Origin of the sequence: Rhizobium leguminosarum bv. viciae (assembly GCF_012276115.1) — a bacterium.
Lineage (GTDB): Bacteria > Pseudomonadota > Alphaproteobacteria > Rhizobiales > Rhizobiaceae > Rhizobium > Rhizobium leguminosarum_T.
This window is the reverse complement of the sequence record NZ_WIEU01000020.1, coordinates 60,796-78,513: the sequence shown is the minus strand read 5'-3', so window position 1 is coordinate 78,513 and position 17,718 is coordinate 60,796. Positions and strand designations below refer to the sequence as shown.

The following is a 17,718-nucleotide window of genomic DNA, read 5'->3' as shown; positions in this document are numbered from 1 at the left end:
CCACGCCTTTCCGAAACAAACCGTTTCTGACCGGCGCTTGCTCAGGAACGTGTTTGCACTGTGAACCTCTTCAGGGCCGCGAGCGTTTCCGGGCTGACATGACGCTCCATCGGCGCCGGTCGTGACCCCACCTGCGCTTCGAATTACGATTGACAATCAACATGATGCGTTTCACCAGACCGGCGTCAACCTTCGTTTCTGATTCACAGTGGCTATTCAAATGGATCTTGCCTCATCGGCTGTCAGCGCATTCTCTCGCGTGCCGGAAACGATGATCTCCAGCACTTCATGCTCGTCCGTGTTCCTGATGTAGCGATCGCCGACATATTCGCCGCGTTTGAGGACCATGACGCGATCGCCCACGGCAAAAATATCGATAAGGCGGTGTGAGATGATGATCTGGGCGACGCCCTGCTTCTTCAGCTCCAGCATGGTTTCGAGCAGCCGTTCGGTCGCCATCACGGAAAGGTTGGCGGTCGGCTCGTCGAGGATCACGACGCGCGGCTCGAACGAGATTGCGCGGGCGATCGCGACGGATTGCTGGCGGCCGCCCGACAGGCTTTCGACCTTCTGATAGACCGAGTTCACGTCGACCTTGAGCCGTTTCAGCACGCTGTCGGCTTCCGCATACATCTTCCGCCTGTTAACGAAAGGGCCTTTGAGCGGCCAGCGGCCAAGGAAGATATTCTGGCCGACATCCATGTTGCCGCAGAGCGCGAAATCCTGGTAGATCATCTCGATGCCGACGTCGCGGCTCTCGTGCGGGCTCTTGAACCGCACCGGTTGCCCGGCAACGAGGATATCACCCGCGTCGCGCTGATAAGCACCGGTCAGGATCTTCATGAGCGTCGATTTGCCGGCCGAGTTGTCGCCGACCAGGCCGAGAATCTCGCCGGGATAAAGCGTCAGATCGACCTTGCGAAGCGCCTGCACGGCCCCGAAGGCTTTTTCCATGCCCCGCATTTCCACGATCGGCGCGGATGGTGTCGCGTCAGCCATGACTGCTGTCCCCTGTTGGCGCACCTCTTCTCAGCCGGGTGCGCAGGCGCCCGAAAATATTGGCCTGGCGCACCCATATATCGATCAGCACCGCGACGATGAGGATGACGCCGATAAAGACGTTGATCCAGTGCTGCGGCATGCTGAACCCCTGAACGTTGAGTTGAAGCAGCGCCCGCACGAGCGTGATGACGGCGGCGCCCGCAAGCGAGCCGATCATCGTGCCGTAACCGCCGAAGATCGATCCGCCGCCGATGATGACAGAAGCGATCGCATCGAGCTCGCGAAACTGGCCGGCAACCGGGTTGAAGCTGCGAAAATAGGCGACGTTGATGATCCCGGCCATGGTGGCGCAGAGCGCCGACAGCATGAGCGCGATGAAGCGCACGCGGTTGGTGTTGATGCCGGCATAAGCGGCGGCGCGCACGTTGCCGCCGGCAGCGCAGACCTTCAGCCCGAACGGCGTATAGGCAAGCACGATACCGGCGATCACGGCAACGAAAAACATCCAGATCGTCTGGACGCTAACGACCTCGGCCACCGAGCGAATGATCCCCGGCGGCAATGCAAGGCCGAAATGCAGGAGAACGTCATTCACCTTGCGTCCGAGCAGGTTATAGCCCTCTGACCAGCCGGTCAGCTGCTGTCCCGCGACGAACCAGGCGGCGAGCCCGCGGGCAATGTAGAACATGCCGAGCGTGGCGATGAAGGCAGGCAGTTTGAAGCCGACGACGACCATGGCGTTGACGGCCCCGGCGGCCATCCCCGCAAACAGGCCCATCGTCACGGCGGTGAGCGGATCGGCGCCGAGCACTTTCAGGAAATAGGCCGCCGTGCTGCCGGCAAGAGCGAGCACTGCGCCGACGGAGAGATCGATATCGCCGGCTGCGATGACATAGGTGAGCCCGACCGCGATGAGGGCCAGTTCCGTGTAATTGAGCAGGATGGCAAAGGTGTTGGGCAGGTTCCACCAGTAGTCCGGCCTGAGCACGAGGCCCGTCAGCCACAACACGACGGTCAGGATGATGGCCAGTGCGTCGCGGCGGGCGAGAAACTTGCCGAGCCCGGTGGCAGACAGCGCCATGTCGGCCGCCATCGCCCCCTTGGTCTGCACACCTTCGATCGCCACGCCGCCGATCTCATAGGCCGGCGGGGGTGGCCGACCGCGCAGCCATGCCCATAGCCGGGCCGCGACCTGGCGCCGAATGAGTAAGGGCTCGATCAGCACGGCGATGACGAGAAGCAGACCCAGGAAAACCAGAACGGCGCCTGCCGGCAACGTGAACTTGGCGCCGACCGAGACGTTTTCACCGTCGATCACGACGATGCGCGTGATCGGCCATCCCTCGCGCAGCACCTTGTCGATCAGCACGACGACCGCAGCCCCCAGGCAAGACCCGATGACGCGCCCGCGCCCGCCAAGGATCGATGCTCCGCCGATGACGACCGATGCGATGACGGTGAGTTCCCAGCTGACACCATAGAGAGGGGTGACGCCCTTGTCCTGCGCGGCCGACAGGAGAGCTGCAAGGGTCGCGCAAAGCGAGGAGAGCAGATAGGCGCGAATGCGCACCCAGCGCGTGCGAATGCCGGCATAGGCCGCCGCCTGCTCGTTTCCGCCGGTGGCGAAAGTCTCATAGCCCCAGCGGGTCTTGGCAAGCACATAGGCCCCAACCATGGCGATGAGGAAGAAGATCGCGATCTGATTGTTGAAGCCGAGGATATTCGTCTCGCCCAGGTGGAAGAACAGCGGATGGTCTTTCGCCTTGTCGGAGTAATAGATTGCCTGGCCATGCGTCAGCGCCAGCACGAAACCGCGGCCGATGAAGAGGATCGTCAGCGTCGCGATGAAGGCCGGCACTTTCAGGATGGTGACGAGCACGCCGTTGATCAGGCCGATCGCCGTGCCCAGCAGCACGCAGAGGATCGCTGACTGGATCACGCCGAAATCGAGAAAGCTCGGGGCAAAAAGCCTGGCGAAGACCACCGCGATCAGGCCGTAGGTCGAACCGACCGAAAGATCGAGATCCCTGTTGACGATGACGAAAGTCATCCCGACCGCGATGATGCCCACACGGGACGTATCGCGCAGAAGCGCGTGAAGGGCCTCCGTCGATCCGAAAAAGGCCGGATTGACGATTGCCCCGCCGAAATAGAGCAGCGCAAGGAACACGAGGAGCCCCGCCTCCCAGCCGCCGACGAGCTGGGGCGGCGCACGGCCGAGCGATGTCGTCGTGGCGGGCTCCATCAGTTTCTACCGAAAATGAATTTCTACCGAATGAGTTTCTACCGACCGATGCTTGCCTTCGCGTGGCGGGATGGCTCGCACCCTCCCGCCTTGATTTCAGACGTTTCGAACGGCAGTCAGTTCTCGAAGCGCTTGCCGACGTTGGCGACCGTTTCCTTCGTCACAAGCTGGGCACGCGTGTCGAGATTGGCAGCCGCGATACCGCGATCGATCTGCAGATAAAGCTGCATGACGGGCCAGAAGCCCTGCAGGAAGGGCTGCTGGCCGAGCGAGCCGGTCAGGTTCCCCGCTGCGATGCCTTCCTGCTGCGCCGGGCCGAGATCGAAACCATAAGCGCACAACTTGCCTGTCCGCCCCATCTGGGCAACCGCCTTGACGAGCGGCGGCGTAAAGACGTTGTTGGCTGTGAAGGCGCCGACCACGTCTCCACGGGACTCGAAGAGCGAAACAAGTGCGTTGACAGGGTCGTTCGGGTTCGTGTCGATGCCGACGTTCTCCGGACCGGCGTCAACCTTGAAGGCATCGAGCTTGCCGGCGTCCTTCAACGTCTTGACGATGGCATTGAAGGCGGCGGTGACTCGGTTGTTCACCTCGATGTTGCCCATCGCGGTGGAGGACGGCAGCACGATCGAGCCGCTGGTCGCGCCACTGGCAAGCACGCAAGTCGCGAGCGCCTCGCCGCCGATTGCCGCGGCCGACGCGTCCTGGCCGGTATGGCTGATCGCGCTCCGGTGCAGTATGGTGCCGTCGAACGAGTTGGTCGTCGCGATCGGGATGCCGGCCGCCTCGGCAGCCTTGACGATGTCGTTATAGGCGCCGACCTGCGGCGTCGTCATGATGATGCCGTCGATCGTAGGGTCCTGAACGATCTGGTTCAGGATCTCGATCTCGCGGGCGGGATCGTCCACCGGCGATTCCGAACCGAGCAGCAATATCTTGGCACCGATCATATTGCCGGCGACGGTCGCGCCGACATAGACAGGGTCAAAGAAGCCATTGCCTGCCGTGTGCGTCACGATCGCGAAGGTCAAATGACCGTCAGCCGAATGGAAATCCTTCGTGCCGGGGGCCTCTTTTGCCGCTTCCTCGAAGTTATAGCCGCCAACCGCTTTCTCGACGCCGCCCGACTGCGCAAATGCATGCGAGACACCGAGCGACAGTATCGCGGCCGATGCCGCGTAGAACAATACCCGCCTCATGATTGGTCCTCCCTTGAAACCAAGGGACGAAAGCCGTTCCGGCGCAATGTATCGAGAGTGGGCCGAAGGCTTATCCTCCCATTCTCTAATATTCCGCGCAATTCTGGTTCAAGTAAACCGCAAACCCATCCTACTTGTGAATTTTTCGCTTTTGGAAGCGTCCGATAACCGTTTTTGAATGGCAGGTGACAGGTTGGTGGGGTCGGGACAATTGGAACAATAAAAACCTGATGCCGCCGATTTCCCGGATTGCCAGGCGAAGCGCTTTTCATTAAAGCCTCGCCATGACCCAGACAGCACATCCCGACTCCGTTCTCATCGTCGATTTCGGCAGCCAGGTGACCCAGCTCATCGCACGACGCGTGCGCGAGGCCGGCGTCTATTGCGAGATCGTCCCCTTCCAATCGGCCGAAGAAGGCTTCCACCGCCTGCAGCCGAAGGCCGTGATCCTGTCCGGCAGCCCGGCTTCCACGGTGGACGAGGGATCGCCGCGAGCGCCTCAGATCATCTTCGACAGCGGCCTGCCGGTGTTCGGCATCTGCTACGGCCAGCAGACGATGTGCATGCAGCTCGGCGGCAAGGTCGAGAGCGGCCATCATCGCGAATTCGGCCGCGCCTTCCTCGATGTCGACAGGGACTGCCAGCTGTTCGAGGGCCTCTGGTCCTCCGGCTCGCGCCATCAGGTCTGGATGAGCCATGGCGACCGCGTCACCGCGCTGCCGGATGGTTTCGAGGTGGTCGCCACCTCCTCCAACGCGCCCTATGCCTTCATCGCTGACGAGAAGCGCAAATATTACGGCGTGCAGTTCCACCCGGAAGTCGTGCATACGCCTGATGGCGCCAAGCTGATTGGCAATTTCATTCACAACATTGCCGGCATCAAGGGCGACTGGTCGATGTCGGCCTATCGCCAGAAGGCGGTCGAGCAGATCCGTGCGCAGGTGGGCGACAAACGCGTCATCTGCGCGCTTTCGGGCGGCGTCGACAGTTCCGTCGCAGCCCTCCTGATCCACGAGGCCGTCGGTGACCAGCTGACCTGCATCCTCGTCGACCACGGGTTGATGCGGAAGGACGAGGCGGCCGGCGTCGTCGCCATGTTCCGCGAGCACTACAATCTGCATCTGCTGCACGTCGATGCCGCCGATCGTTTCATCGGCGAACTCGAGGGCGTCAGCGACCCGGAAACCAAGCGCAAGATCATCGGCAGGCTGTTCATCGAGACTTTCGAGGAAGAGGCAAAGAAGCTCGGCGGCGCCGACTTCCTCGGCCAGGGCACGCTCTATCCCGACGTGATCGAAAGCGTTTCCTTCACCGGCGGCCCGTCGGTGACGATCAAATCGCACCACAATGTCGGCGGTCTGCCGGAGCGCATGAAGATGCAGCTCGTCGAGCCGCTGCGCGAGCTCTTCAAGGACGAGGTGCGCGCGCTCGGCCGCGAACTCGGCCTGCCCGACAGCTTCATCGGCCGCCACCCCTTCCCCGGCCCCGGCCTTGCGATCCGCTGCCCCGGCGGCATCACCCGCGAAAAGCTGGAGATCCTGCGCGAGGCCGATGCGATCTATCTCGACGAAATCCGCAAGGCCGGCCTCTACGACGCCATCTGGCAGGCCTTCGCCGTGCTGCTGCCCGTCCAGACCGTCGGCGTCATGGGCGACGGGCGCACCTATGAATTCGTCTGCGCACTGCGCGCCGTCACCTCCGTAGACGGCATGACGGCCGATTTCTACCACTACGACATGGAATTCCTCGGCCGCGCCGCCACCCGCATCATCAACGAGGTGCGCGGCATCAACCGCGTGGTCTACGATGTTACGTCGAAACCGCCCGGTACGATCGAGTGGGAATAATCGGACATCATTGACGCGTGGGTGGCGGGACGTAAACACACACCCGGGCTCTTGCCGCCGGCTATGCCTCTGATGGAGCTTGATCCCGCCCTTTGACTGGCCGCGTTTTACGCTTTGAAACGTCCGGCTGCTGAGCGCGTCGGCGCGGCGCGCGAGCAGCCAGGCCTCAACTTCAGCTAAGTCCCAGACGATGCATCTAGGCGATAGTGCAAAACGGCGCGGAAATTCACCACGCTGCTCCATTTCGTAGATGGTGATGTCAGCGAGTGGGATCATCTCGCGCAGCTGATGGCGCCGTATAGTCCGGCGTAGTGCATCGTCGGCATTTGCCTTGGCCATGCTTTGCCTCCTGCTGCTCGGGGGGCCCGAGATAGAAAGCAATAGGTCGAGGAAGATGGAAGGCCCCACAGCGCTGCGTGCGGGAATATCGCATCATAGCGTGCAAATCGGACGGGCGGTCTCAAGGGGCAGGCGTCGTCTAGGACATCCAACCACGGCACGCCCGAGAGAAGATCGCCATACCGATCGGTAAAGATCTCTGAAGATTAGCTTTGCCTAATCTTTACTGACCGGTAATTGAGCGGATGCGGTCCACATAGCCAAGCTGCTTTCAACCAACGCCTCAAGCTCACGTTGGTTTGCGCCGGCCCCTCCCTGCATGAGGATGCCGTGCATCAGGGATTGGACAAAGCGCACGAGACCTTCGACATTGACGGTCGGCAACAGGTCGCCGTCGCGTTTGGCCCGCTCAAACCGGGCCGCGAGCACGTCGCGCCCGATGGCCTGACGCCTGAGGACTTCGTTGCGAATGGGCTGCGCCTCATCACCGCCTTGCATTGCGTTGAGAACCATGAGGCAGCCACGCGGTTGCCCCTCTGCCTGTTGATCGCGTAGCGCTCCCCTGAGCAGCGCTTCGAAAACGCCTCGCGCCGTCGGAGCTTGGAGCGCTTCAGTTAGGTAGTCTTTACGAAGTGACTGATAGAGGTCGAGGGCCTTGAAAAACAATGCTTCTTTGTTGCCGAATGCGGCGTAGAGACTGGGTCGAGTGATTCCCATCGCCTCGGTCAGATCATTCAGCGACGCGCCCGCGAAACCCTTGGTCCAAAAGACCTTCATGGCAGCATCGAGCGCTGTGTCGGCGCTGAACCTTCGCGGGTCGCGGCCTAACTCGCCTGCCGGTGCCGCCCCCCTCGTTGAAGCGCTCGCGGCGGCCGCAACGTCGCTGATCGCCCGCCAGGCCGCCATCGCCTGTTCGGCACCCTCTCGCAAGTCGTCGTGCGGCGCGCCGCCGGCGGCTTTCATGGCGAGGCCGCCGAGAACCGACGTCACATAGCTCGCCAGCCCTGAGGCATCAGCGTCCACAGGGAGTTCGCCACTCCGTTTCGCCTCTTCGAACCGGTCTCGCAGTTTCAGTTCTGCCGATTGGCGGCGATGAAGCAGGGCAGCGGGAATGTCGGCATTCTCACTGCCCATCGCCAAGCCCGCATGAACGAGTATGCGGCTGGACTCCTGCGCTGGCGAGGTCGTCAGCAAGCGCTTGACGACTTCTTCGGCCGTGGGGGCTGTGAGCGCCCACTCCCAGTGCTCGTCCTCGCGCGCACTACAGCGGCCGAGAACGGCGTCGAAAAGCCCGCGCTTGCTTCCGAAAGCCGCGTAGATGCTGGGAGAGTTCAAGCCCATTGCGGCCGTCAGTTCCGCCATGGTTGAGCCGTCGTAGCCCCGGCGACCGAAGACGTCCGCCGCGCGATCTAGCACTTCGCTTTCTTCGAACGCGCGGGGGCGGGCCATTGACAGCACTCCATTCTGTAACGTACATAACATAACAGGCTTTGGTCATCCGCCAATCGCGACGTGAGACACGGGCCATTTTGTAGCAGGTGTTAGGCCTGCCTGGCTAGATAGTCAGCAAACCAGGAGGTAAAACATGAGTTCGTTCCGCTTCGAGCAACAAGGTGCGGTGGGCAAACTGATCTTGCTCGTTGATGCAGACAGCGAGCCAGGGTCCGACTTTCCCTCGTCGCTGCGGGCCGCCGTTCGCCAGGCATATGCAAGCGACATCCGCGTCCTTCACTTGACGTCCGTGTCCGGCAACATCGCCGTGGCAGACGATCTGGGCGCCATCGGTGACAAGGGCTCGAAATTTCTCGAAGCGTTTGCGGCCGACATCCTGGCTTCGGTCCGCCTGATCGAGGAACTGCCCATCCCGACGGTTGCTTCGGTAGCAGGGATGGCCTTGGGCGGCGGTTTCGAACTGCTCCTGGCGTTCGATTTCCTGGTCGTCGCAGAGTCGGCAATGCTTGCCCTCCCAGAGGTGTCGGTCGGCGGTGTCCCCATGGCCGGCGGCGCGCAACGCCTCGCCAATCGCGTCGGTAAAGCACACGCCACGCGCCTCGTTCTGCTTTCGGAACCGGTTTTCGGAAAGGTCGCGGTCGATCTGGGTATCGCAACCCATTCAGCGCCTGACGGCGAGTTGGAGGGGGTCTCCGACGAACTCGTGCAGCATCTCGCGACAGGACCGACCCTCGCTTACGGCAAGGCGCGTACGCTTATTCGCACTTGGGCTACCGGTGGCGTTTCGGCTGCCGACATCATCTCCACCCAGCTCAGCGCTGGCATCCTCGACACCAAGGACGGCGCGGAGGGAATGGCCATTGCAGTCGCGGCTGTAAGGAAACATGAGCCGATCCCGAAGATCCAGTTCGCAGGGAAGTAACTCGATCCGGTGCTGACATCAATTCTCGGAGTCAGGCAGCGGTTAGTCTGCGACTGACTCCGAGACGGATGACAGAGAGTTCAAAGTAACCCGAAAACCATCTCGATCGCACGCGAACTATTATCGAGCTGTATACTTCACAGATCGATCTCAGCGGTCGCCGCATCGCGTGCGTCAATTTCACAATTCAAATGGAGTATGAAAGATGACTTTCGTGGATCGGAATAAATCGCTGAAGCAGACCTTTGTAGGAACCAATGGCGTCAAGCTGAACGTTGTCGAGGAAGGCGAGGGCCCGGCTGTGCTGTTCATCCACGGCTTTCCTGACGGATGGCGGGGCTGGCGCCGGCAGATGGCGGCAGTCGCGGCCGCGGGTTACCGCGCGATATCGTTCGATACGCGTGGCTATGGCGATAGCTCCAAGCCTGAAGACGCCGCGCTTTACACGGTTCTCTACCATGTCGGAGACCTTGTCGGCATCCTCACGGAACTCGGGATCGAGCGCGCTAGCCTGGTCGGCCACGACTTCGGTGCGACGGTGAGCTGGAACGCGGCGGTGATGCGTCCGGATCTGTTTGACGCGGTCTTCGGCCTCAGCGTCCCTCCGGTGCTACCGGCTGCGGGGCCTAGCATGCTCGAAATGTTGAAGGCCGCCGGCAAGGAGGGAGCCTTTTATATGTTCCGCCACATGAAGCCGGAGGCCGACCAGGAGTGGGCGGATGCGGCCACGACTTTCCCGGGCGCTCTCTATTGGATGTCGGGGTTGCCCCATGCTTCCGAAGCATGGGGTCCGATGGACCCAAGCAAAGATATGCACCGGCCATCCCCGATCGGCATCCCGCCCTTCGCTGACCGCGAGGACGCCGAGACGATGATCGCAGGCTTCCAGCGTGATGGCTTCCACGGCCCACTGAATATCTATCGCGGCATGCAGCCCTATTTCGACCAAGCAAAAGCATTTGCCGGGGCGAAGATCCGACAGCCAGCCTTCTTTGCGTATGGCACAGCAGACAGCATGGTTAAGATGCGAGCTTTGAACGAGGAAGATCTCAAGCCGGCCGTGCCAAACCTCCAGGGGTTCTTACCACTTGAGGGCGTCGGGCACTGGCCACAGCTCGAGGCGTCTGAGGCAGTGAATGAGGCGCTGGTCGCCTTTCTCAAGAAGAAGAAGGCTTGAGCCGTGACGACGATTTTTCGTTTGGATGCAAGCATTCGTGCCGTCGGCTCTCAAAGCCGCGCTCTAGCTTCAACGCTCGAGGACTCTATCCGAACGCAACTGGCAGAGCTGGATGTCGTGAGGCGGGACGTTGGCCTTTCACCCCTGCCTGCAACAGCTTGGGCCCGTGCCGTGCAGGCTGGTCCAAAGGCCCTCAGCGAACGCACGACGGAGGAGGTGGAGGCGGCAGCGCTGGCAACCAAATTGGCCGATGAGATGCTGGCAGCAGATGCCTTCATTTTTTCGGTTCCGCTCTACAATTACGCTGTTTCGCAACACGCAAAGGCGTGGATTGACCTTCTGGTCACCGAACGGCGTTTCACCGTTAAGGTGGCGTCGCCGATCTCGAAACGTCCCGCCTATCTGATCTCAGCGCGTGGCGGCGCGTACGGCCCTGGCATGCCGAAGGAAGGCTGGGACCACGCGACGCCCTGGCTTAGACGCATCTTCGAAGACAACTGGGGATTGGACCTTCAACTCATCGATGTCGAGCTGACCCTCGCTGATGTTAATCCCGCTATGGCCTCGTTGCGGGACCTCGCGGCGTCTAATCTTAAGCAGGCGCACGCTGCCGCTAAGCAAGCGGGAGAACAGCTGGCGACGCGCCTTACAAAACCGCTGGCGTCTGAGCCGGGGCAAGCGTGACAAAGAAGGACAGGCGCATGCCACGGTGCGGAGCATCAGCGTGGGCACCGACGTTGCCCGCACCGGTAATCGCGGAACAACGCGTGCGAACAGTGCGCGAGTCTCCTTGTGCCCACATCGCGACGTTTCACGCCCATCCGGGATGATTCCGAAAAGTAACTTCGATCATCCGATTGCTGATCTGATTCAACACGCTGCCTGCTTGGCATCGTTGCTTGAAGGGCTTGTCAGGATGGCGCTCGTAATGAGGTGAACGAGATGATCTGCCCGCGGCGCGAATGAGGGTTGGTCGACCGCCCAGCCGAGAGCCGTTATCAGGGCGAACAGGTCGTCCCCACTCATATCGGCGCGCGCCGTTCCCTCGCCCTGAGCATGGAGAAGTAGTCGCGCGCCCGCTGCGTGCACCGCTGCGCAAGAAGCATAAAGAGGGGAGTCCGGGTTCGCGTGGGCGGCCGCCATCATGGCGACAACGCCCCTGTAGCTTTGGGTGAATGCCACCAATTCTCGAAACCAGGAGAGAAGTGCTTCGTCAGCCGAGGTCGATGCTCCGAGTTCGTCTGCCTTCTGCGTAAGTGCGTCCAGATTGGTACACAGCAACGCTTCGAACAGGGCTTCTCGCGTCGGGAAATGACGAAGCAGTGTGGCCAAGCCGACGCCGGCGCGGCGGGCAATATCGCGCATCGACGCGTCGGTACCATGGTCGGTGACGACGTCACGCGCGACCGTGAGAATTTGGCTGCGATTTTTTTCTGCGTCGGCTCGCATGGACTGCCTTGATAATCGGATCAGTGATCCATATATGTGGATCGGCGATCCGATTGCCAAAACGGATCAGTGATCCATGCAATACAGTGCATGTAGGTAAATGGCAACAGGCGCTGTCCAACACGACGATAAGGAGTAGTCATGGGAAAGCTTGAAGGTAAGGTTGCAGTCATCACGGGTGGATCGAGCGGCTTGGCGCTGGCGAGCGCCAGGCGGTTCGTTGAAGAAGGCGCCTATGTTTTCATCACGGGCCGAAGGCAGGAGGCGCTCGACGAGGCCGTCAAGCTGATCGGCCGGAACGTAACCGGCGTGCGCGGCGACGCGTCCAATCTCGACGACCTCGACCGCCTGTTCGACACGGTCAAGCGGGAAAAGGGCAAGATCGACATCCTGTATGCGAGCGCCGGCACAGGCGAAAGCGTCCCACTGGGCGAGATTACCGAGCAGCATTTCGATGCGACCTTCGGCCTGAATACGCGCGGCACGCTGTTTACGGTTCAGAAGGCGTTACCGCTGTTCAACGATGGCGGATCGATCTTCATGACCGGGTCAGTTGCTTCGATCAAGGGTTTTCCTGGTTACAGCGTGTATGCGGCGAGCAAGGCGGCGCTGCACGCATTCGCACGCGGATGGCTCAACGAACTCAAGGGCAGGAATATCCGGGTGAACGTGCTGCACCCGGGGCCGATCGCCACGCCAATGCAGGACCAGGTTCTCACCGAGGAGGCGAAGCAGATGTTCGAATCCCTGATCCCGCGCGGAAAGATGGGTCGTCCCGAGGAAATTGCGGCGGTCGCGCTGTTTCTTGCTTCAGACGATTCGAGCTTCGTGAATGGGGTGGAGTTGTCTGTCGACGGTGGCTTCTCGGCCATCTGAATTCGCGCCGGATCACCGGAAGCGGCTGACCGGCGGGAACTAGAGCATGATCCCGAAAAATTGCAGACTTTTCGGATAAGATCATGCGTTAAAAACAAAAACTTAGAGCATGATGTCCGATTCCTCTTAATTGCATCCTGCTCTAGCGTGTCCATGGTGGACGACTTCCGCGCTGAACGGTCACAGTCCGGCCGCGCGGAAGTCGTTGACGTCGGGACGTATATGCGAAGATCGCCATGCAGCGAAACGGATAACCCCAGCTCCGTTGAGTGCTGGGGAATCAATATCAACACGGATCGGAAAGTATTATGAGCTGGCGCGTTGCTCGCGGCTGCCCGCCGCCGGCACGCCGTGCGCTCGCTTACGCTGATTGAGGCCGCCCTCCAGCCGTTGGTCTTCATGGACCCGAAGGCGAAGGGGCAGCAAAGGCCGATGACGTTGTCCTCAAGTTCCTCATGGAAGCCAGAACGCCGGCTGAGTTTGCCCTGAACTTCGCGAAGCACGAATCGTCTGGGCTCAGGCGACAACCCATCCGTCGCGAACATCGCGAAGGACGTCGCCAAGGCAGAAGCGCAGGTTGCACCAGATTTTCGATATGGTTGTCAGAGCAGCGCATGAAGCATCGATAGGAACGAGCGAACGCGACGATACCGCACGGCCGCGGCGTCGCCGTTCAGCCCATCGACCAAAATTCCGCCCGAACGTCCTCATTATTTTTACGGTCCGATGTAACAATCAGAGACCCGAGTGCGAAATATCTGCTGTGACTCGGTCTTCCTACCTCCTTCCCGATCACCGGGGGGCCGGAACCTTTTTGGGCCGTGCGCAAATTCACCGCAACTTGAAGGAACAATTTATGGGCACCAATCTCGCTGCGCTCGCCCACAGGACAGGTCGAAGCGTCCTTACTCCCCTATGCAAAAAGGAGCGCATTTCCCTTCCGGCAACGTCCAAAAAAAATTCCCAGACGTGACCCCGTCTGCTGCGCTCGCACGCTATTGCAATATGCCTTGCGCAAACTGCTCACCACCCACCAGGACTCTGGCAGACTTCTCATTATAAACACCGGTGATACCCTTCATGCGCACATGCCCGCTCGCTGCTCTGCTCCTCATCGCCGTCATGCCTCTTACTGTTTCTTCCGCAATGCTCTGCGGAGCGCAGACTGCTTGTACGGTCAAGGACGGAAACTATCGGATCGAGCTGCCGCAAGATGGCGACATTCGCGGCGTCTTTGTCTATTTCCATGGTTTCAAAAGTTCCGCCAGGTTGCAGATGCAGCAACGCTCCCTGGTCGAGATGACGCTCGCGCATCATCTGGCCTATGTAGCCGTCGATGGCATCGACGGGAGTTGGTCTTTTGCCCACGGTCCCAACCAGGGTCGCGATGAAAAGGCGTTCATCACGAATGTCTTTGATGACCTGCGGCAACGCTACGGTTTTACCCCGGACCGGACGGTGATCGGTGGTTTTTCCATCGGCGCATCGATGGCTTGGTACACCGCCTGCCAGCAGGGGGAGAAAACCGCGGCGATGGTGACTTTCTCCGGCGTGTTCTGGAATCCTCTTCCAAAACCGGAGGACTGCGTTGCCGATCTTCCTCCAATGGTACATTTTCATGGGACCGCGGATCAGACATTTCCGCTCGCCGGTCGGGCGATTGGCACCGAATTCCATCAGGGCGATGCTCTCAAGAGCTTGGCCATTCTGCGTGAGCGCGCCAAATGCGAAATGAAGGCTGCGAAGAAAGTCACGCTGGATAGCATCGAGTGCGACGATGTACCGGACTGCATTCGGGGCGACAGTATCATGTGCATCCACAACGGTGGCCACGAGGCCCGGTCCGATATGCTCGACGCTGGCCTGACAGCGATGGGTTTTCCCAAGTGAGCCGGGCTGCAAAAAAAGAAGATCCTTTGTAACAACCGCCTGCATTCCCACGAATTAGCAGGCAGCAAGGTCGCAAAACCTGGTCCGACGCGATGCTGACGGATCGTTCGAGGATTACAAAGGAACACCCTCATGCTGCAGTCAATCACATGTCCAAATATCGGCCATGCTATCGTTCATCACTTCGGAGAGGGCGCGGCCGTCTGGGGGCAGACGATTACTCCGAGCATTGCTCATCTGGTTCAGGCGCAGCGGGAGTTGGCGATCGATTATTCGCGGATACGCCCTGGGATTGTGTTCGAGACCGTCTCGAGTGTTGCGATGCTTCCCCATGTCATCGATGGATCCACGTTTCGCGCGCACGTCGAAAGCACGGCGTTTCGCCGAACCGTTGTTCGACGCGAAGCGGCGGTGGAAGCCTTCATCCGCTGCGATGCAGGCGCCGAATGCACTCTCAAGCTTTGGGGACGCGTCGCATCGCAGCGGTCAGATCACTTGCTGGCTACCGACGATAAAGATGCCGCCACCGTACCTGTGATTTTCACCGTGGCCTTCTGGGAGATCTCGCGCGCACCTGACGCCCGCATGCAGCAAATGATCAGGGAAGCTTCCGAGAAAGATCGCAAAATCCGGGAGCTGGAAGGGAAGGCGGCGCTCTCAATGTGTTCGCAATGAACCTGATGTTCAGACAGATGCGTACGCAGTCGTAGAATTGATTGTTCCATATGAGGGAGTTTACCATGCAGAATTCAGACAGGCCGACGATAAAGAATGAGGCGGAATCAACCTGGATCCCCCGGGCAGAGCAGCCCGCACCGCGCTGGCGTCAAATCGGACTGTGGAGCGTCAAGCTTCTCCTTGCTGCGACCTTCATCGCCGCCGGCAGCGCCAACCTCTACGGCCTGCCGATGTTGGTTCAAAACTTCGAGCAGATCGGGCTCGGGCAGTGGTTTCGGTATTTCACCGGAACACTCGAGTTGATCGGCGCGGCCGCGCTACTCGTCCCGGCTGCGGCCTCGCTCGGTGCGCTTCTGCTCGCCGCGATCATGGTCGGCGCCACCTTGACCCATCTCTTCGTGCTGCCGGGCTCGCCCGTCCCCGCGATCGTGCTCTTCGCGCTGAGCGTGATGGTAGCCTGGGCGCATCGCGACCAGAACGCGGCGCTGGCCAGCAAGATCCTCGTCGACCGCGACTGAGGACCCGAAGGTCGTCAACGCTCCCCTTCACGTTCCCAGGCTCATGTCATGTCACGGCTGATCATCGCCGCCCTGCCCTCTGGGAGATATCGCGCACGGCCGACGCCCGCATGGAGCAGATGATCAGGGAAGTATCCGAGAAGGACCGCAAAATCCGGGAGCTGGAAAGACCAATGGCCTTGGCGACGGACTGTTATCAAACTGAGTAGCCAGCGTCGATCAATGCGTGAACCGATGAATTGATTGTTCCACATGAGGGAGTTTAAGATGCAGAATTCAGACAGGTCGACGGTAAAAAATGATGCGGAATCAACCTGGATTCCTCGGGCGGAGCCAACGGTCGAACATCCCCACATGACGGACGACTTCGCACGTGTCTATGAGATGACGGCGAACCGCAACACAGGCCAGATCGCCGCTGCCGCGCTGGACCGTGTCGGAGACGTTAGATGGGGAACGCAGGTTCTCGACATTGCAGCCGGGGCGGGAGCGCTGAGCGTACCTGCGGCGCTGCGTGGCGCGGCGGTGCTCGCCGTCGACAATGCGCCCGGCATGGTGAACCTACTGTCGCAACGTCTCGCTCCGTTCCCGGCAAGCACTGCCCGCCTGATGGACGGGCAGATGCTCGCCTTGGAGGACGAAGCCTTTGACGCGACTTTCTCGCTGATTGGCGCCAGCATCTTTCCTGACTGGCGGCGAGGGCTTGCGGAACAAGTTCGCGTGACCCGCACGGGCGGCAAAGCATGCGTCGCGACGTGGCGCAAGCTGCCTGGTGGTGGCCCCTTCCTTGTTATGGTGGAAGCGCTTCGTGCCGTTTACCCGAATATGGCACCGCCGGCGCCGCCCGAAGGTTTCACAACGCTTGCGGACCCGGGCCGACTGGGCGCGGAGCTCAAGGGAGCAGGACTCTCTGCGCTCGAGATCGAAGAGATCGAGGTCGTCTGGGAAGGTCCTGCTGGCCAGTCCTATCTTGACGACGTTCGGGAATTGCACGGCTACATGGGCGCTTATGTCACGCTCGATGACAATGAACGTCGCAGGGTGGATGACGCGATCTTAACGGTGGTCGACCGGATTGCCACGGACAACCGGGTTGTGCTGCGCTCGACTGCGGTTCTGGCAGTGGGAACGAGACAGTGATCACTCATTCGAATTCGTCGCAAAGGTTGCGCAGACTGTTTCGAACTCCTGGCGCGTAAGGAATTGGCCCGTTGGACCAACTGCATGACATGGCTGTCTGTCCCGAACTGGCGACGGGTGTGCAATCGGTCCATCCCTCTCCACACAAAGGTGTGAACAGCCTGAATGTAACGTCTACGCATCCCGTGACGAAGAAGGCAGGTCGCTTTCGTTCAACAGAAGGATAACACCATGACGATCTCATTACGTCCCATTCTGCCGCTTGCAGCGGCTCTCACGCTTTCCTTCGCCTCTGCCGGCTATTCCGCCGAGATTTTTACGACCAATGGTGTGGCCATCAACGGCTATGATCCCGTCGCCTATTTCACCGACCACAAGCCGGTGAAAGGGTCGAACAAATACGCGGCAACTTACCAAGGCGCGACGTTCCACTTTGCATCCGCCGCACACCGCGATGCATTCACCGCCAACCCCGGGCATTTTGCTCCGCAGTATGGCGGCTACTGTGCCTTTGGAACGGCGCAGGGCCACAAGGCGTCAACCGAACCCCAAGCCTTTACCGTGGTCGATAAGAAGCTCTATCTCAATTACAATGACAGCGTCCTCAAGACGTGGAGGCAGGACGTCAGCGGGTATATCAAAAAGGCCAACGCAAACTGGGGTAAGGTCAGGGTACAACCTGATCCGTAAGTCCCGATGCCGACATGAATCACCTATTCGCATCGTTGCGGATAGTGTCGTTTGGCATTTAATCGTAAGAATGCGCCCGTTTCGGCGGGTGATGGCGCCTAATTTGAGATTCTGGTCTTTTTCGGCGCCTTGACGCCTACCAATTCGGAAATAACCTTTTCTAATTTTTGGCGTTTTCTGATGAGGCTTATCCGTCGGCGGCCATCTTTTCCACGGCGGCGAATCTCACATGAAGTGCCGGAATCGAAACCAGAATCTCAAATTAAGTGCCCAATCTCAATCTAGGTGCCGCGC

At 60.3% G+C, this 17,718-nt stretch carries 15 protein-coding genes and 1 pseudogene; 10 read left to right on the top strand and 6 right to left on the bottom strand.

The annotated features are described in order from the left end of the window. Nucleotides 1-216: 216 nt before the first annotated feature. The 3 genes from GFM02_RS27255 to GFM02_RS27245 all read right to left on the bottom strand — a co-directional run bounded on the left by GFM02_RS27255 (nt 217) and on the right by GFM02_RS27245 (nt 4,446). Entirely contained in the window at nt 217-999 is a 783-nt protein-coding gene (locus GFM02_RS27255) for an ATP-binding cassette domain-containing protein (RefSeq protein ID WP_168267864.1), read from the bottom strand. Beyond that, complete coding sequence (locus tag GFM02_RS27250; RefSeq protein WP_168267866.1) at nt 992-3,247, bottom strand: ABC transporter permease; 2,256 nt, start codon at nt 3,245-3,247, stop codon at nt 992-994. Before GFM02_RS27250 ends, GFM02_RS27255 begins: the two co-directional genes overlap by 8 nt. 116 nt (nt 3,248-3,363) lie before the next feature. Then, nucleotides 3,364-4,446: a substrate-binding domain-containing protein gene (locus tag GFM02_RS27245; protein WP_026265552.1), complete on the bottom strand. Its 1,083-nt coding sequence runs from the start codon at nt 4,444-4,446 to the stop codon at nt 3,364-3,366. A gap of 284 nt (nt 4,447-4,730) precedes the next feature. Between GFM02_RS27245 and guaA the strand changes: the two genes are divergently transcribed. Continuing rightward, nucleotides 4,731-6,293 carry a glutamine-hydrolyzing GMP synthase gene (gene guaA / locus GFM02_RS27240; RefSeq protein ID WP_020052549.1) on the top strand — a complete coding sequence of 521 codons (1,563 nt, stop codon included), beginning with the start codon at nt 4,731-4,733 and terminating at the stop codon, nt 6,291-6,293. 61 nt (nt 6,294-6,354) lie between these two features. Here the strand turns inward: guaA and GFM02_RS27235 are convergent. Both GFM02_RS27235 and GFM02_RS27230 read right to left on the bottom strand, forming a co-directional pair. Next, a pseudogene (locus tag GFM02_RS27235) lies at nt 6,355-6,632 on the bottom strand (helix-turn-helix transcriptional regulator). 216 nt (nt 6,633-6,848) lie between these two features. Then, on the bottom strand, nt 6,849-8,081 hold the full coding sequence (locus GFM02_RS27230; protein WP_168306332.1) for a TetR/AcrR family transcriptional regulator: 1,233 nt from the start codon (nt 8,079-8,081) through the stop codon (nt 6,849-6,851). Nucleotides 8,082-8,217: 136 nt separating this feature from the next. Between GFM02_RS27230 and GFM02_RS27225 the strand changes: the two genes are divergently transcribed. The 3 genes from GFM02_RS27225 to GFM02_RS27215 all read left to right on the top strand — a co-directional run bounded on the left by GFM02_RS27225 (nt 8,218) and on the right by GFM02_RS27215 (nt 10,867). Next, nucleotides 8,218-9,006 carry an enoyl-CoA hydratase/isomerase family protein gene (locus GFM02_RS27225; protein WP_168323352.1) on the top strand — a complete coding sequence of 263 codons (789 nt, stop codon included), beginning with the start codon at nt 8,218-8,220 and terminating at the stop codon, nt 9,004-9,006. Nucleotides 9,007-9,211: 205 nt separating this feature from the next. Next, nucleotides 9,212-10,183 carry an alpha/beta fold hydrolase gene (locus GFM02_RS27220; RefSeq protein ID WP_168323351.1) on the top strand — a complete coding sequence of 324 codons (972 nt, stop codon included), beginning with the start codon at nt 9,212-9,214 and terminating at the stop codon, nt 10,181-10,183. A gap of 3 nt (nt 10,184-10,186) precedes the next feature. Next, nucleotides 10,187-10,867, top strand: a complete 681-nt coding sequence (locus tag GFM02_RS27215; protein ID WP_168323350.1) for an NAD(P)H-dependent oxidoreductase — start codon at nt 10,187-10,189, stop codon at nt 10,865-10,867. A 186-nt stretch (nt 10,868-11,053) separates the two neighbouring features. Here GFM02_RS27215 and GFM02_RS27210 read toward each other — a convergent pair whose 3' ends face one another. Continuing rightward, on the bottom strand, nt 11,054-11,632 hold the full coding sequence (locus GFM02_RS27210; RefSeq protein WP_168306328.1) for a TetR/AcrR family transcriptional regulator: 579 nt from the start codon (nt 11,630-11,632) through the stop codon (nt 11,054-11,056). Between the two features lie 141 nt (nt 11,633-11,773). Here GFM02_RS27210 and GFM02_RS27205 point away from each other — a divergent pair, with 141 nt between their 5' ends. The 6 genes from GFM02_RS27205 (at nt 11,774) to GFM02_RS27180 (ending at nt 17,424) form a co-directional block, all read left to right on the top strand. Further along, nucleotides 11,774-12,508, top strand: a complete 735-nt coding sequence (locus GFM02_RS27205; RefSeq protein WP_168306327.1) for an SDR family NAD(P)-dependent oxidoreductase — start codon at nt 11,774-11,776, stop codon at nt 12,506-12,508. Between the two features lie 1,080 nt (nt 12,509-13,588). After that, the gene (locus tag GFM02_RS27200; protein ID WP_168323349.1) at nt 13,589-14,398 is read left to right on the top strand and encodes an alpha/beta hydrolase family esterase; all 810 of its coding nucleotides are present in this window, start codon (nt 13,589-13,591) and stop codon (nt 14,396-14,398) included. Between the two features lie 132 nt (nt 14,399-14,530). Then, nucleotides 14,531-15,073, top strand: a complete 543-nt coding sequence (locus GFM02_RS27195; protein WP_168323348.1) for a hypothetical protein — start codon at nt 14,531-14,533, stop codon at nt 15,071-15,073. Nucleotides 15,074-15,138: 65 nt separating this feature from the next. Next, nucleotides 15,139-15,594, top strand: coding sequence for a DoxX family protein (locus GFM02_RS27190; protein ID WP_168267888.1), 456 nt, complete (start codon nt 15,139-15,141; stop codon nt 15,592-15,594). A gap of 267 nt (nt 15,595-15,861) precedes the next feature. Further along, complete coding sequence (locus GFM02_RS27185; RefSeq protein ID WP_246792407.1) at nt 15,862-16,734, top strand: class I SAM-dependent methyltransferase; 873 nt, start codon at nt 15,862-15,864, stop codon at nt 16,732-16,734. 231 nt (nt 16,735-16,965) lie between these two features. Then, nucleotides 16,966-17,424, top strand: a complete 459-nt coding sequence (locus GFM02_RS27180) for a YHS domain-containing (seleno)protein (protein ID WP_168323347.1) — start codon at nt 16,966-16,968, stop codon at nt 17,422-17,424. The last annotated feature ends 294 nt before the right edge of the window (nt 17,425-17,718 follow it).